Origin of the sequence: Peribacillus sp. YIM B13482 (assembly GCF_042787975.1) — a bacterium.
Taxonomy (GTDB): Bacteria; Bacillota; Bacilli; order Bacillales; family DSM-1321; genus Peribacillus; species Peribacillus simplex_A.
In genome coordinates, this window is sequence record NZ_JBHZPF010000004.1 from 26,594 (window position 1) to 41,260 (window position 14,667).

General features: G+C 38.7%; 15 protein-coding genes. 12 read left to right on the forward strand and 3 right to left on the reverse strand.

The genetic code is table 11. The features are described 5' to 3' along the window. Positions 1 to 20 precede the first annotated feature (20 nt). The 3 genes from hemE (at position 21) to ACFX4L_RS03970 (ending at position 2,922) form a co-directional block, all read left to right on the forward strand. Entirely contained in the window at positions 21 to 1,064 is a 1,044-nt protein-coding gene (gene hemE, locus ACFX4L_RS03960; protein WP_061462032.1) for a uroporphyrinogen decarboxylase, read from the forward strand. A gap of 78 nt (positions 1,065 to 1,142) precedes the next feature. Next, on the forward strand, positions 1,143 to 2,078 hold the full coding sequence (hemH, locus tag ACFX4L_RS03965; RefSeq protein ID WP_284471496.1) for a ferrochelatase: 936 nt from the start codon (positions 1,143 to 1,145) through the stop codon (positions 2,076 to 2,078). Positions 2,079 to 2,346: 268 nt separating this feature from the next. Then, positions 2,347 to 2,922: a TetR/AcrR family transcriptional regulator gene (locus tag ACFX4L_RS03970; protein WP_317778478.1), complete on the forward strand. Its 576-nt coding sequence runs from the start codon at positions 2,347 to 2,349 to the stop codon at positions 2,920 to 2,922. A 158-nt stretch (positions 2,923 to 3,080) separates the two neighbouring features. Here the strand turns inward: ACFX4L_RS03970 and yhfH are convergent, their stop codons facing one another. Further along, complete coding sequence (yhfH, locus tag ACFX4L_RS03975) at positions 3,081 to 3,209, reverse strand: protein YhfH (RefSeq protein ID WP_081108720.1); 129 nt, start codon at positions 3,207 to 3,209, stop codon at positions 3,081 to 3,083. Positions 3,210 to 3,378: 169 nt separating this feature from the next. On the opposite strand from yhfH, the gene ACFX4L_RS03980 reads away from it, so the two are divergent. From ACFX4L_RS03980 to ACFX4L_RS04005, 6 genes are all read left to right on the forward strand, one after another. Next, a complete protein-coding gene (locus tag ACFX4L_RS03980; RefSeq protein ID WP_377385200.1) occupies positions 3,379 to 4,113 on the forward strand; it encodes an MBL fold metallo-hydrolase in 735 nt (244 codons plus the stop codon). Between the two features lie 41 nt (positions 4,114 to 4,154). Next, the gene (gene lplA, locus ACFX4L_RS03985; protein WP_284471493.1) at positions 4,155 to 5,144 is read left to right on the forward strand and encodes a lipoate--protein ligase; all 990 of its coding nucleotides are present in this window, start codon (positions 4,155 to 4,157) and stop codon (positions 5,142 to 5,144) included. A gap of 159 nt (positions 5,145 to 5,303) precedes the next feature. Beyond that, positions 5,304 to 6,848, forward strand: a complete 1,545-nt coding sequence (locus ACFX4L_RS03990) for a fatty acid--CoA ligase family protein (RefSeq protein WP_377404020.1) — start codon at positions 5,304 to 5,306, stop codon at positions 6,846 to 6,848. Between the two features lie 174 nt (positions 6,849 to 7,022). Beyond that, a complete protein-coding gene (locus ACFX4L_RS03995) occupies positions 7,023 to 7,550 on the forward strand; it encodes an HD domain-containing protein (protein ID WP_061462037.1) in 528 nt (175 codons plus the stop codon). A gap of 754 nt (positions 7,551 to 8,304) precedes the next feature. Next, positions 8,305 to 9,570, forward strand: coding sequence for a M48 family metallopeptidase (locus ACFX4L_RS04000; protein WP_377385197.1), 1,266 nt, complete (start codon positions 8,305 to 8,307; stop codon positions 9,568 to 9,570). 152 nt (positions 9,571 to 9,722) lie between these two features. Then, positions 9,723 to 10,532, forward strand: coding sequence for a YitT family protein (locus ACFX4L_RS04005; RefSeq protein ID WP_061462040.1), 810 nt, complete (start codon positions 9,723 to 9,725; stop codon positions 10,530 to 10,532). A gap of 71 nt (positions 10,533 to 10,603) precedes the next feature. Here the strand turns inward: ACFX4L_RS04005 and ACFX4L_RS04010 are convergent, their stop codons facing one another. Further along, complete coding sequence (locus tag ACFX4L_RS04010) at positions 10,604 to 10,840, reverse strand: IDEAL domain-containing protein (protein WP_061462041.1); 237 nt, start codon at positions 10,838 to 10,840, stop codon at positions 10,604 to 10,606. 334 nt (positions 10,841 to 11,174) lie between these two features. On the opposite strand from ACFX4L_RS04010, the gene ACFX4L_RS04015 reads away from it, so the two are divergent. Beyond that, a complete protein-coding gene (locus ACFX4L_RS04015; RefSeq protein ID WP_061462042.1) occupies positions 11,175 to 11,741 on the forward strand; it encodes a competence protein ComK in 567 nt (188 codons plus the stop codon). Positions 11,742 to 12,640: 899 nt separating this feature from the next. Here the strand turns inward: ACFX4L_RS04015 and ACFX4L_RS04020 are convergent. Further along, complete coding sequence (locus ACFX4L_RS04020) at positions 12,641 to 13,015, reverse strand: YhjD family protein (RefSeq protein ID WP_061462043.1); 375 nt, start codon at positions 13,013 to 13,015, stop codon at positions 12,641 to 12,643. Positions 13,016 to 13,307: 292 nt separating this feature from the next. Between ACFX4L_RS04020 and ACFX4L_RS04025 the strand changes: the two genes are divergently transcribed. Together ACFX4L_RS04025 and lepB are read left to right on the forward strand one after the other, a co-directional pair. Continuing rightward, complete coding sequence (locus ACFX4L_RS04025) at positions 13,308 to 13,922, forward strand: TVP38/TMEM64 family protein (protein WP_289320835.1); 615 nt, start codon at positions 13,308 to 13,310, stop codon at positions 13,920 to 13,922. Positions 13,923 to 13,955: 33 nt separating this feature from the next. Next, complete coding sequence (gene lepB / locus ACFX4L_RS04030; RefSeq protein WP_284471490.1) at positions 13,956 to 14,519, forward strand: signal peptidase I; 564 nt, start codon at positions 13,956 to 13,958, stop codon at positions 14,517 to 14,519. Positions 14,520 to 14,667: the final 148 nt, after the last annotated feature.

Below are 14,667 nucleotides of genomic sequence, written 5' to 3' on the forward strand. Positions count from 1 at the left end.
TGCTTGAAAGGTGGATATTAATGTCTAAGGAAATTACGAATGATACATTTTTAAAAGCTGCGAGAGGAGAGAAAACGGATCATGTGCCTGTTTGGTATATGCGCCAGGCTGGCCGTTCACAGCCGGAATACCGTAAATTGAAAGAGAAGTACTCCCTTTTTGAGATTACTCATCAGCCGGAATTATGCGCTTATGTGACTAGATTGCCAGTTGAGCAATATGATGTAGACGCTGCAATTTTATATAAAGATATTATGACACCGCTACCAGCCATTGGTGTGGATGTTGAGATACAGTCGGGAATCGGTCCAGTCATATCCAATCCGATCCAATCGTTGACAGATGTTGAAAAGTTAGGTGAATTGGACCCAGAGAAAGACATCCCATATGTGTTGGACACGATTAAATTGTTGACCACTGAACAATTGTCGGTACCTTTGATTGGTTTTTCCGGTGCACCATTCACCATTGCTTCATACATGATTGAAGGCGGACCTTCCAAAAACTACAATAAGACGAAAGCTTTCATGTATTCCGAGCCAGTGGCGTGGTTTGCTTTAATGGATAAGTTAGCCGATATGATCATCATCTATGTCAAGTCACAAATTAAAGCTGGCGTTAAAGCCATCCAAATCTTTGATTCATGGGTGGGTGCATTGAACGTTGAAGATTACCGCGTATTCATCAAGCCAATCATGAATCGTATTTTTTCTTCATTACGGGAAGAAAATGTACCGCTAATCATGTTCGGGGTCGGTGCGAGTCACTTGGCACTCGAGTGGAATGATCTTCCAATTGATGTGGTCGGGCTTGATTGGAGACTTCCAATTACAGAAGCAAGACAAATGGGAATACAGAAAACGGTTCAAGGTAACCTTGATCCTGCCCTGCTATTATCATCGTGGGATGTTATAGAAGATCGGACGAAAAGGATCCTGGATCAGGGCATGGAACAGGATGGCTACATCTTTAATCTTGGACATGGGGTCTTCCCTTCCGTAAACCCTGAAACACTGAAAAGGCTGACCGCCTTCATTCATGAATATTCATCAAAAATGAAGTAAGGTGAGCGAACCATTTGCTAAGAATCCTTAAATGGATGCACAATAAAAGAACGAAATCTTTAAAAGAGGTGTAATTTGATGTCAAGAAAAAAAATGGGCCTTCTAGTCATGGCTTATGGTACTCCGTACACTGAAGAGGATATTGAAAGATATTATACACATATTCGTCATGGGAGACGACCAAGCGATGAATTGATTGCTGATCTAAAAGGCAGATATGAAGCGATCGGTGGATTATCACCGCTTGCAAAAATAACTGCAGCACAAGCTGAAACCCTTGAAAAGCAATTGAATTCCGTTCAGGAAGAAATTGAATTCAAGGCATATTTAGGACTGAAACATATTGAACCTTTTGTTGAAGACGCAGTGAAACAAATGCATGATGATGGTATCAAAGAAGCGGTAAGTATTGTATTGGCACCGCACTTTTCAACATTCAGCGTGAAGTCTTATAATGGACGTGCTCAGGATGAAGCCGCTAAATTGGGTGACCTGACCATCACTTCTGTTGAAAGCTGGTATGATGAGCCGAAATTCATTCAATATTGGGTAGACCAATTAAAAGAAGTAATCGGGAAAATGACCTCGGAAGAGCGCGATAATTACGCTTTGATTGTGTCTGCGCATAGCCTCCCAGAAAAGATATTGCAATTAGGAGATCCATATCCAAATCAACTGAAAGAAACTGCAGACATGATTGCAAAAGGCGCAGGGGTTACCAATTACGCAGTTGGCTGGCAAAGCGCTGGACAAACACCTGAACCATGGTTAGGACCGGATGTACAGGACTTAACCAGAGATCTTCATCAAGCAAAAGGTTATAAAGCTTTCATTTATATACCTGTTGGTTTTGTTGCTGAGCATCTTGAAGTCCTTTATGATAACGATTATGAATGTAAGGTTGTAACGGAAGATATTGGTGCAGGTTACTACCGGCCGGATATGCCCAATGTTAAACCTGAATTCATCGATGCATTGGCCACAATCATTTTAAACAGATTACAGGAAAAATGATTTGTTAATAAGGGATATGCATTTCATCCATGATTGCGATGACCTTACATATTTTTTAAATGAAGTTGAAAGATAAGCTACATCTGGAAAAGCGTATCCTGGTGATGAAATTTTATAACCTGTTTTAGGAAAGTGGCTGTCCAGTAATGAGGATGGCCATTATTTCCCTAGAAAATTGAAAGTTTTATTGAAAAGACTGAAAATTTTTGGTATGATATTGTTGAACTTAATGACCGTTTTGTCCGTTTGGTCAGAAATGAGGTGGGAAATGTCTGTTGATCGTAAAAAATTAATTCTAGAAGCTGCGACCAAGTCGTTTTCACTTTTTGGATATAAGGCAACGACGATGGATCAAGTCGCTAAAATTGCCAATGTGGGGAAAGGTACAATTTATACCTTTTATAAAAATAAAGAAGAGCTGTTTAAAGAAATCGTTCAGCGGATGATAGAGGAAATGAAATATGAGGCGGAACAATCTTTGGATGAACAACTATCCTTTTTTGAAAATCTGCATCGGGCTGTTTATCGAATCCTGGAGTTCAGGCAGGAACATCAATTATCTTTAAAACTTCTTCAGGAAGAGCGGGAAATTGGTACTCCGGCCGTTCAGGAAATGATAAATGAAATGGAAGAAGCCATTGTATCTTACATTAAGGAAAAACTTAAAATTGCGATTGATAAGGGCTATATACAGCCTTGTGATCCAGAGATAACAGCTTTCCTGATGCTAAAGATGTACCTTGCCCTTATTTTTGATTGGGAAAGGAATCATGCCCCATTAGGAAAAGAGGAAATTGCTGAACTATTTAAAATATATTTATTCAAAGGATTATCCACTCCGTGATAATTCTATTTTTTTGGCTTAAAATGCAATGAATCGAAATAAAGAAGAGAAACCGATCATCGGTTTCTCTTCTTTATATTTGGGATGGTTTTCAGCTGCGAGACTGAATTTATATGAGATCATCCTGCTAATTGGGAAGCGGATGGTGAAACAAAACACTACTCTCCAGAAAGGCAATGATCACAGTGGTTTCCATAACATTCGTGCTGTTCTTCGATTTTTTTTCCGCATTCCATGCATTGTTTCGGAGGCAGGTTTTTAAAGAACTCAATGCTACTTTGAATCATGAACATCATCTCCTGTATTTTTATTATTCGCTTTTCTATGATTACATTGTATTATAACAGAGTAGATGTGTCAATGTTTGTTTTATAACATAAGTGAAAAAGGTGAAATAAGGGTAAGAATAGTTTATATTAATGGGGAAGTCATTGAGAAAAAAAGGAGTGCCTAAGTATGAAAATCACCGTAATTGGCTGCTGGGGCGGATATCCAGCTAAAAATGAGGCAAGTTCCGGCTATTTGCTTGAATATGAAGATTTTCGCATTCTGCTTGATTGTGGCAGCGGTGTTCTATCACAGTTGCAAAATCATATGAAGCCGGAGGATCTTGGTGCAGTTGTATTATCTCACTATCATCCGGATCATATAGCGGATGTTGGTGTCCTGCAACACGCCGCGCTCATACAGCAGATATTGGGCAGCGAGAAAAGGTCCATTCCTATTTATGGCCATGATTTAGACGAAGCCGAATTTGGAAAGTTAACTTATAAAGACGTGACAAAGGGAATAGTCTACTCTGCTGATGAACCCTTAACAATAGGACCGTGTACATTCACGTTCATGAAAACGAAACATCCAGTACCATGTTTTGCTATGAGGATTGAAGCTGAAAATCATTCGATTGTTTACACAGGTGACAGTTCATATATGGATGAGCTTGCAGATTTCGCTAAAAACGCAAATGTTTTATTATGTGAAAGTAACTTTTACAGCGATATGGATGGTTCAAAGGCAGGGCATATGACGGCTAGAGAAGCTGGCATGCTAGCAGCCAAGGCCGACGTACAGCTTTTGCTGTTAACTCATCTCCCTCATTATGGGGATCTTAATCAACTTAAAAAAGAAGCATCCGAGGTATTCAAAAGGGAAATAGCTGTAGCTAAAACCAATCTCGAATTCCAACTATGAAATATTAATGGTATGAATGAAGTCTACAAGGAGGAACAACTGTGCTTTTTATTGATAATAATGGAATTACGGATCCAAGAATTAATCTGGCCATCGAAGAATATGCGCTTAAACATTTAAATATAGATGAGACCTATCTTCTATTCTATATTAATCGTCCTTCAATCATCATAGGAAGGAATCAAAATACGATTGAAGAAATCAATGCCGATTATGTAGATGGAAATGGCATTACCGTTGTTCGCCGCCTTTCAGGGGGTGGAGCGGTTTATCATGATTTAGGGAATCTCAATTTCAGTTTCATTACGAGAGATGATGGGGATAGCTTCCATAATTTTAAGAAATTCACCCAGCCTGTCGTGGAAACGCTCGAAAAACTAGGAATACAAGCTGAATTAAGCGGACGTAACGATATCCTGGCTGAAGGAAAGAAAATTTCCGGAAACGCGATGTTTTCAACGAAGGGCAGAATGTTCAGTCATGGGACATTGTTGTTTCAATCAGAAATGGATCACATTGTATCCGCTTTAAAAGTGAAAAAAGATAAAATCGAGTCTAAAGGGATTAAATCGATAAGAAGCCGCGTCGGTAATATCGCTGATTTTTTAAAAGAACCGATGTCTGTTGAAGAATTCCGCTCATTCCTACTGCAAAATATTTTTAAGGAAAGCGGTGAGGTCACTGAGTATGTTTTAACGGAGGCGGATTGGGAGAAAATTCACAAAATCTCGGAAGAAAGGTATCAAAACTGGGAGTGGAACTACGGAAAATCGCCTAAATTCAACTTACAAAACTCGCATAGATTCTCGGTGGGATCTGTTGATATCCGTCTTGAAGTTAACAGGGGAATCATTGAGCATTGTAAAATCTACGGTGACTTCTTCGGGGTCGGAGAGGTTGCGGATATTGAACAGAAGCTTACTGGATCACGCTATGAAAAGAAAGCTATCAGCAATGTACTAGATGAGATAGATGTTCGGCATTATTTTGGCAATGTAACGAAAGAAGAAATATTGGCCCTAATATATTAAGCCTGAAATGCCGTCCTGACTAAGTAGGACGGTTTTTGTGTCTAATTATGACAGTAATTGCTTGAATTTGGATAAAATTGTTGCTGTAATCATTTTCTTTTAATATAATAAAAATGAATGATTACTCATTCATTATATTTGCAGGGGGGAGGGAGAATGATGAATTTATCTGAACAGCTTCATCAAACTGCTTTAAGAAAGGCGGACAAGCCAGCTTTTTATTTTATGGATCAATCCACCTCATATGGGGAATTGGATAAAGCCGTTTCGAAGTTTGCAGACGAATTACATAGGCTGGGTGTTTCAAAAGGTGATAATGTTGCGCTGGTTTTAGGCAATTCTCCACATTTCATTATTTCGTTGTATGGAGTTTTACGTACAGGGGCGACCGTAATTCCCGTAAATCCAATCTACACACCTGACGAGATTGGATACATCCTGAATAACGGCGATGTAAAGGTCGTTGTGGCATTAGATAAGCTTTTACCCTTATTCGAGAAAATGAACTCGATCCTCTCAAGTGTAGATATGTATGTAATTTGTGAAACACAGCCGGAAAATGGGGAAACTAGCAAATTGAACATCTACCCAAAAATGAAATCGTTTACAAAAATGGTCGAGAAAGGGGATGAAGGATATAAAGGACCAGAACTGGATCCTGAAGATACGGCAATCATACTCTATACTTCCGGGACAACGGGAAAACCAAAGGGGGCCATGCTCACACATACCAATATATTCTCCAATGCACATGATGTTGGTGAATATTTAAAAATCACGGAAAATGACCGTGTCATTACGACATTGCCAATGTTCCATGTTTTCAGTTTAACGGTAGTTGTAAATGCCCCATTATTGAGTGGAGGTACGCTTTTAATTGTCCCGCAATTCAGTCCAAAGGAAATATTCAGTCAAATCAAAAAATATAATGCAACCGTTTTCGCTGGAGTGCCTACGATGTATAATTTTCTTTTCCAATATCCAGATGTAAAAGAAGACGCTTTGAAGTCATTGCGGATATGCATATCAGGTGGATCCGCCATGCCAGTTTCACTGCTTGAATCATTCGAGCGGAAATTTAATGTCAGGGTTTCAGAAGGGTATGGCTTATCAGAAGCATCTCCTGTTACCTGTTTCAATCCTTTGGATCGTCCAAGGAAGGCAGGATCCATCGGAACCTCCATCCTCAGAGTGGAAAACAAAGTCGTTAATGAGCTTGGGGAAGAAGTGCCGATCAATGGTGTAGGGGAATTGATTGTCAAAGGTCCGAATGTAATGAAGGGGTATTATAAAATGCCTGAAGAATCGGCGGCGGTCTTGAAAGATGGCTGGTTATATACAGGCGATTTAGCCAGGATGGATGATGAAGGGTATCTTTTCATTGTAGACCGTAAGAAGGAACTCATCATCGTCGGTGGCTATAATGTCTATCCACGTGAAGTGGAAGAGATTCTGTATGGCCATCCTGAAGTAGTTGAGGCAGCGGCTATAGGCGTGCCGGATCCCAATCAGGGAGAAATTGTTCACTGCTTCGTGGTAAAGAAAAACAGTGCATTGACCGAGGAAGAACTACTTGCCTATTGCATGGAACACTTGGCTAAATATAAGGTTCCGGCAAAAATTGAGTTTTTGGATGAATTGCCAAAAAACACAACCGGTAAAATTTTACGGCGTTCCTTAAAAACCCATGTAATACAAAACTGAATTTGGTTAATCAAAAGGATCATTGCCTATAACTTGCAATGGTCCTTTTTTTGTACAACCAATGTGCATCTCGCTGCATAAAATATATCGGGGTAGCTTAAAGCCTTGATTCTTGTTTCGAAAAGAGTTATGATTGTCATTAAAAATTTCCACATAATTGTAAGGAGGGTTTAGATGAGAGATGTAAAGCTTTTAGATGTTTTTACACATCCCATTGCTCAAAAATACTTGAACCGTTCAGGTCTGGCACATGCGATTGCGGTAGCCTATCATTCGTTTCACCTAGCAAACGAATATAAGATAGACCCTGATATTGCGGCTAAAGCAGGACTTCTGCATGATATGGGCCATTTCACCTGGTATCGCAATGGTAAGTGGGATTATGATCTGTACAAACAAAATGATATCCATCCTATTAAAGGCGCAGAACGAGCACATAAACTGTTAATCCGTTTGGGAGAGAACCCGATAAAGGCAAAGACCATTTCCCTCGCCATTTTATTTCACACCGATTCGTTTTTACCTTCAAATGATATTATTCGAACACCGCTTCAGCAGGTCGTCAAATGGGCCGACGAAAAAGATGAAGAAGAAGGTGGAAAACACCATTACCGTAAGATTGATTTTCTCCGGGCAAAGGAAAGCATCATGAGACTTGATACACTCATTGATGAGGAACAAAAAAGAAGGCTATCATCCTGAAGGCAAACGGGTGATGGCCTTTTACAGTTTGAATTTTGATTTTATCTTTATTTCATTTAAACCTTTTCTATTGAAGAAGCTGCAGCAGATGGTGAAAAATCACCAATATCTTCGGGCAAGGAAATAGAAAAATTAGGGGTCTTTTTCCAAACGCGAGCATGAACTGCTTATTCTACTCACTGAATGCCAAACGAATTAGCAAATTTCAAAAAACTTTTTCTATCCATCGGCACGGTGCAGGGTATACAGAAAACTGAATCGCCCGAAGCTTATGGCACTTTTGTATAGTTTTAAAAATAGCATCATGAAGGGATGACCACTAAAGCCCTCCGCTCCGTTAATCGGCTTGTTTCAAAATGGCCTACCCTGATTCTTTATCGGATTCATATTCACCGCAAGGACTTTGATGAGATGAGTTTCATCTTAAATCAAATATGGGTGGCGGCAGTATGGACAAATTAGGCGGTGCCTTAATCCCGAAAAAGAAAATCGAACGGGTCTGCGATCCTTTTTATTTCTTCACCTATACCTTGTAATGCCTCCCATCCTCCGCTTCATTTATCTTAAATGTCTCTGGTACAAGCTATATGTTCCGCCTCCTTGTATTTCCAGACCATATCATCGTGACGTGCATTTAATGATCAAGATTGTTTGAACATTTATGGAATAAATAATTATAGAAGGAAAATGGGGTTCTAACCTGTCCATTTTGGATTAAACTAATAAGAGGGAGATTCGTTTAAGGAGGGGCATCATGGTTAGAAAATGGGCAGGAAGAGCGATTCTATTATTTATCTTTTATGCAGCAGTGATGTATTGGTATATTTTTTACGGGGCGGATACTTCCATTCCCGAAGCATTGCGTGGTACTGCAGCAGACCCTGCAACATTTTTGAATGCTAGGGAACTAAAGCTTAGCGAAGAATATTCAGGCCTGCGAAATTTTATTTTTTTCGTTTCTACGCCATATGAATGGCTGCTGTATTTCTTCATTTTATTATTTGGCTTTTCAAAAGTTTTTGAAAGGTCATCTTTGGCGGTTTCGAAACGGAAAGTGATCCAAACGGGCATCTACTTATTCTGGCTTTCTGTGATTTCTTACCTGGCACTATTTCCAATCCGCTTCATTGGTTATCGGATAAGTAAAAGTTACCATATCAGTACACAAAGTTTCACCTCGTGGATGAAGGATGGAGTCATCGAATTCTGGGTGAATTTTGGGATGATGTTTATCATCGTTTCCGTCTTATATTGGTTAATGAAGAAAAGTGTGAAGAGGTGGTGGCTTTATGCTTGGATGTTGTCCATTCCATTTACCTTGTTCTTGATGTTTGTTCAGCCTGTATTGATTGATCCGCTGTATAATGAATTCTATCCGCTCAAAAATAAAGAGCTGGAAACGGAAATATTGGCACTTGCCTCACAGGCTGAAATTCCGGCTGAACACGTATTTGAAGTAAATATGGCGGAAAAGACAAATGCCTTGAACGCATACGTGAACGGTATAGGTTCCAACTCTAGGATAGTCCTTTGGGATACGACCCTGAACAAGCTAAAGGAAGATGAAATCCTTTTCATCATGGCACATGAAATGGCCCATTATGTCGAAAAGCATATTTATATAGGGATTGCAGGTTATATAGGAATGACTTTAATCGGTCTATGGCTGACATCGAAAATCATGAATTATATCATAAGGCGCTGGGGCCACCTGTTGAAGGTACGTACGGTTGATAACATTTCTTCTCTTCCATTATTTCTTTTAATAACGTCTGTTCTGCTGTTTGCTGCCAGTCCGCTGTCCAATTATGTTTCCAGATATCAAGAAACGAGGGCTGACCGTTATGCCATTGAAATGACCGGGGATAAAGAATCAGCAATCACTACCTTCCAGGAACTCACGAGGTCGGGTTTGAGCCAGGTCAATCCGCCATTCCTGGTAAAGTGGCTGCGGTATTCCCATCCAACCATGCTCGAGCGGATTTCCACGGTTGAAAATGCAGATACAAAGGGTGATTGAAAGCCAGCTGAAAATCAGCTGGCTTTTTTTCTTCCTAATACCAGGAAAGTGGAAGTTTAAATGTCGTTTTCAGAAAAAACTATTATTTTTAAAAATCTTAGGTTCTCTAATATAATAAATTAAATTCCCAGTTCGTTTTAAGGAGATCAGATATGTATAATGTACTTTGCATCACTATAGGCTCAGTGCTTGTTGCAGTAGCCTACAACTTATTTTTGATACCTCATTTAATTTTAAGCAGCGGACTTAGTGGACTTGCGATTATGTTCGGAATCATTACTCCAGTCAACACAGGGATATTGAATTTTCTATTGAACCTGCCATTGTTAATTCTTGGATACCTGAAATTAGGAAGACGCTTTATCACCTATACGATATTTTCAGTTGTCGTGATATCAGTCAGTTTATATCTCATTCCGGTACATGGAATATCCACTGAACCGATTTTGTCTTCTTTATTTGGCGGAATCATATCGGGATTCGGTATAGGCATCATCTTTCGCGCTTCAGGATCTTCCGGCGGTTTTGATATCATTGCCATGCTTTTGGCTAAGAAGAGCGACTTTCCACTTGGTACATTGCTTTCGGTGATGAATGCAGTAGTGGTGGTTATCTCAGGCTTCATCTTTGGTTGGGATGCCGCATTATATACGCTGATTTCCATATATGCAGCAGGAAAGGTGATTGATACGATTCATTCCAATCACATTAAATTAACATTAATGATCGTTACGAAAAAGAGTGACGAAATGAAAACGAAGCTCCTGACCAACCTATATCGAGGAATTACAGTCATGGATGGTGAAGGTGCATACTCTGGAGAAAAGAGTAAAGTAATGATGACAGTCATTACCCGTTATCAATTAACCGATGTAAAAGCGATGATAAAAGAAGTGGATCCCAATGCTTTTGTCAATATAACGGAAACAGCCGAGGTCATGGGGATGTTTCATAAAGAGTGATAATAAATAGAAAAGCCTCCCACTTTATGGGAGGCTGTTTTGATTATCAGGCTGTTTTTTAGTCATTCATTTTAATTTCCAAACTGTTTCAGTAAAACGTTCATTTCAGAACTTAGTTTTAGGAATAAAGGTTTGTTTTTCATATCCAGGGCTTCATCAATCTGTTTCGCAAGGATATTCTTTTTGGTAGTAAGGACGGATTCCAGAATAATCATATCAATTAACATTTCCTGAACCACAGCATCGTTTTTCATTTCGCTCATTGATAAGGACTTCACTGACTCTGAATAAGATTTTTCATTTTTCAAAGTTACCACCCCTGACCCTTTTTATTAGTATATGGATTTGAATGGATAAAATCAACTGAAAATTCAAAAAAATTTAAACTTAATAGAGAATGTGTCGTTTAGATGACGAAATGACCACTTTTTAAAAGAATTTTTAATTTTTTGTGAACTTGCTTTTTATCTTTACAGGTTGTGCTATTATAGTGAGGAATTTAGCATATATTTACTATCTCCCTTCACCTTTTTGTACAATGGGGAATGGAAGGGTACAAGCGATTAAGAGTATAAGGTTTGGTAAAGTAAATGGTGTTTATAGTTTTACTTTTTAATGCAATGAGGAAGAGGTGGATTGAAAATGAAGGAAAACAGTCAGGGAATCATCGAGGAATATGAAATCACGCCCTATACACTAATGGTTTCACCAATTAATTATGGAAGTAAAATATATGCCCGTATCGTTGAAATGGAGGACGAGTTCATCTCCCCGTTTAAACCTTTGGAAATAGTAAAGAAAAGCTGTGAGTTTTTCGGATCAAGTTATGAAGGACGCAAACAAGGCACGAAACAGCTCATAAACATCACACATAAAGCACCGATTGCAATTGATCCGACCAGTTCGATCTTCTTCTTTCCAACTACATCTCCGTTGCGTCCTCAATGCATCTGGTTATCACATGAGCATGTGGTATCCTATGATCGCCTGGATTCCAAACATACAACCATCACATTCAGGAATAGACAAACCATCGATATAGAAGTATCATGCAGTTCTTTTGAAAACCAGCTGCACCGGACATCTTTTTTAAAAACGAAACTGATCCAGAGGATTGAGGAAACAAAGAGGAAATCGTTCTATCTGTTCTCCGAGGCAAATGGAGTCAAGGCTTCAGAGGTAATGTCAAAGTATATACCAAGCAATTGAAGGAAGGCGGATCCAGGCTGTGAAAATCGTAACAGTGCTGACTGGAATGTAAAGGATGCAAACGGCATTTAGTCAAAATTAAAGCAAGCCCTTCTCATAAGAGAAGGGCTCTATTATTAATCTTCAAATAACACTTCCATAAATCGTCGATTTCTTTTTAAATTTTTTCAGTCCTTTCTTTAGTAAATGTGATGTTTCCCTCCTACCATGTTCCCTCTTCAAATAATATTATTACCGTTAGTACTTTTATAAAAATAATTAATTCCAGCCCACAATATAGATTACTCCTAAGTTTTCTAAATTGAGGGAGGGTTATTTTAACATCAAATGATTTTACGATTAAACAAAGGAGTATAAGTTTGTGAGTTATTCACTTCACAATATAATAGATAACCTCTATGTTTCACAAAGGTCTTTTTATACATAATGATAGAGATTATATTGATTTGCCGTTTTATTCATCTGCCGTGACCAAAGTAAGGTAAAGGATAACGTTTTCATTTGTCTCTAATATAGACTTATAACAATCTTTTGCAAAAACGTTTTGCTGACTCTAAAATGATAGTGTTGGGGAATAGTTTTATTAAATGTACAGAATAAGATGTGAGTAAAATACCGATTAAATATGAGCATACGAGCCCGGCCTATTATTCGTTAAGACTGTGTCCTCGAAAATGTTTGTCATAATCAGTAAGCAGCTAAATGTGCAAACGGTTTATGACAATAGTTGAGGGTAGTGAGCCTTATCGATCTTGGTCATGATAAATTGACTCACTCATCTATAAGAAGCAGGAAAGAAGAGATGCGTTTTTTAATGGTCATACTTTCCCTACACCCCAATGCATCTATATCATTAACAGATAATCATACATGGAGGATGGCAGCATAGGGATAAGCCGCTAAATATCCCTAGCATGGTGACTTTTTTCGAAAAAGTAATAACATAACAAGTCTTCCGTTTTATTCCGAAGGCGGGGATTGAAATAATTATGATGTTCTTCATATCCTTTATATAAAAAACAATACATCGTGAAGGATTCATCACGTTTGATTTCACTTACTTTAATATTCTCCTTGCGCAAATAGCGCCGTACCTCGGCAAGATCGTCCTGAACGACTTTTAATATATGCTCGACTAGTTCCGAATAGGGCCTTTTTAATTTAAACGGACTAATTTCGATGACCTTGAGATCCCGGTTTAAGACTGTAATAACCATAGGGAGGTAGATGGCTTTTTCAATCATATTTCGGTCATCTTCTGGAATGCGGGTCATCATGACCGCTCCTTTCTAAAAAAGCACGTTTTTAATATTAATATGTATATCTTGTGAAAAATAGAACGTTTGTTCCCGTTTGTTTATCCTAATGTATTTTCAGTTTATATGCAAGAAGTTTTGAGAAATGATGAAATTTTTGTTAACAAGATTATGTTTTCCTGAGATAGGGAAAGTATGAAGATATATGGATAATAATTCTTGCAATTTCAGGGGAAAGTGATATATCTAAAGTAAACGGTTTTTAATAAGTTTATGCTGCTTTGATAGTAGCATGTCGAGGGAGATAATTATGGATTTGGATACTATACGTGAGTGGTTTACACTTGATAATATATCGGCGCTCATTCAGCAATATCGCTCATTCGGTCCAATTCCCGGAATCTTACTGCCGATGTTGGAAGCTTTTTTGCCCTTTTTACCCTTAGTGGTGTTCGTGCTTGCAAATGCAACGGCTTTTGGTCTCTGGTGGGGATTTTTATTTTCTTGGATTGGTGCAGTAGCGGGGTCTTTTTTGATCTTTTTAGTTATTAGAAGATATGGTCAAATGAGGTTTTTTCGATTTTTGCAAAAACATAAGCAGGTGCAGAGGTTGATGGTTTGGGTGGAAAGCCATGGATTCGGTCCTTTGTTCATACTGCTCTGCTTCCCTTTTACACCGTCGGCCATCGTGAATATCGTGGCAGGACTTTCAAAGGTAAGTCCCTTGCAATATGGACTTGCAGTCGTTGGAGGGAAAGCGGTGATGATTTTTACGATCAGCTTCGTAGGTTACGATTTGGTATCCTTAATACATAAGCCTGTACGTACGATCATTATTGGGATTGTCATCTTTATCCTATGGTATGTGGGAAAAAGACTGGAAGTCCGATTAAATAAAAGCATGAAGAGAGAAGAAGGACAATAAATTAGTATATAAATGTAGTAGGGGTTGAACCAGATGGAAAAAACAAACAAGAATTCTTTGTCCGATTGGATAAAAGCAGCCATGATAGCTTTTGTTATTTACATCTTAATCCGTACATTTTTCTTTTCAAGCTATGATGTTGAAGGGGATTCGATGCAGCCGACTCTTGAAGACGGTAATAAACTTGTCGTGAATAAAATCCATTATCAGATTCAAGATATCAACCGTTTTGACATTATAGTTTTTCATGCGAATGCACAGGAAGATTATGTTAAGCGAGTTATAGGGATTGCAGGTGACCGCATTCGTTATAAAGATGATTGGCTTTACGTAAATGGTGAGAAAGTGGATGAGCCTTATCTTGAGAAATACAAGGAAGGTTTCCCGGGACAGGATTTTACGGGCGATTTTACATTAAAGGAATTGACGGGCATGACAACAGTCCCGGAGGGCAAGCTTTTTGTCATGGGTGACAATCGCCTTGAAAGTGCGGACAGCCGTCACTTTGGTTACATACCAGTTGAAAATGTTGTCGGTAAAGTCGATGTTCGATATTGGCCGATCAAAGAGTTCAATTATAAATTTACAGGTGAATGATTGAGGAAGCCCGAAAATTATCAGGGCTTTTTCTTTTGGAGGAAACGCGAACGTACGGTTGGTGTTTTTTAAAGGGAAACGGTAAAATAATAGAATGTAAATCTAATTGGAAACAGAAACCTAGTCAAAAAGACGAAAGTATTTCTGG

Bases quoted from the DNA above. Each gene is read 5' to 3' on its own strand.
- hemE (WP_061462032.1), top strand. From the start codon at position 21: ATGTCTAAGGAAATTACGAATGATACATTTTTAAAAGCTGCGAGAGGA.
- hemH (WP_284471496.1), top strand. From the start codon at position 1,143: ATGTCAAGAAAAAAAATGGGCCTTCTAGTCATGGCTTATGGTACTCCG.
- ACFX4L_RS03970 (WP_317778478.1), top strand. From the start codon at position 2,347: ATGTCTGTTGATCGTAAAAAATTAATTCTAGAAGCTGCGACCAAGTCG.
- yhfH (WP_081108720.1), bottom strand. From the start codon at position 3,209: ATGATTCAAAGTAGCATTGAGTTCTTTAAAAACCTGCCTCCGAAACAA.
- ACFX4L_RS03980 (WP_377385200.1), top strand. From the start codon at position 3,379: ATGAAAATCACCGTAATTGGCTGCTGGGGCGGATATCCAGCTAAAAAT.
- ACFX4L_RS03990 (WP_377404020.1), top strand. From the start codon at position 5,304: ATGAATTTATCTGAACAGCTTCATCAAACTGCTTTAAGAAAGGCGGAC.
- ACFX4L_RS03995 (WP_061462037.1), top strand. From the start codon at position 7,023: ATGAGAGATGTAAAGCTTTTAGATGTTTTTACACATCCCATTGCTCAA.
- ACFX4L_RS04000 (WP_377385197.1), top strand. From the start codon at position 8,305: ATGGTTAGAAAATGGGCAGGAAGAGCGATTCTATTATTTATCTTTTAT.
- ACFX4L_RS04005 (WP_061462040.1), top strand. From the start codon at position 9,723: ATGTATAATGTACTTTGCATCACTATAGGCTCAGTGCTTGTTGCAGTA.
- ACFX4L_RS04015 (WP_061462042.1), top strand. From the start codon at position 11,175: ATGAAGGAAAACAGTCAGGGAATCATCGAGGAATATGAAATCACGCCC.
- ACFX4L_RS04020 (WP_061462043.1), bottom strand. From the start codon at position 13,015: ATGACCCGCATTCCAGAAGATGACCGAAATATGATTGAAAAAGCCATC.
- ACFX4L_RS04025 (WP_289320835.1), top strand. From the start codon at position 13,308: ATGGATTTGGATACTATACGTGAGTGGTTTACACTTGATAATATATCG.
- lepB (WP_284471490.1), top strand. From the start codon at position 13,956: ATGGAAAAAACAAACAAGAATTCTTTGTCCGATTGGATAAAAGCAGCC.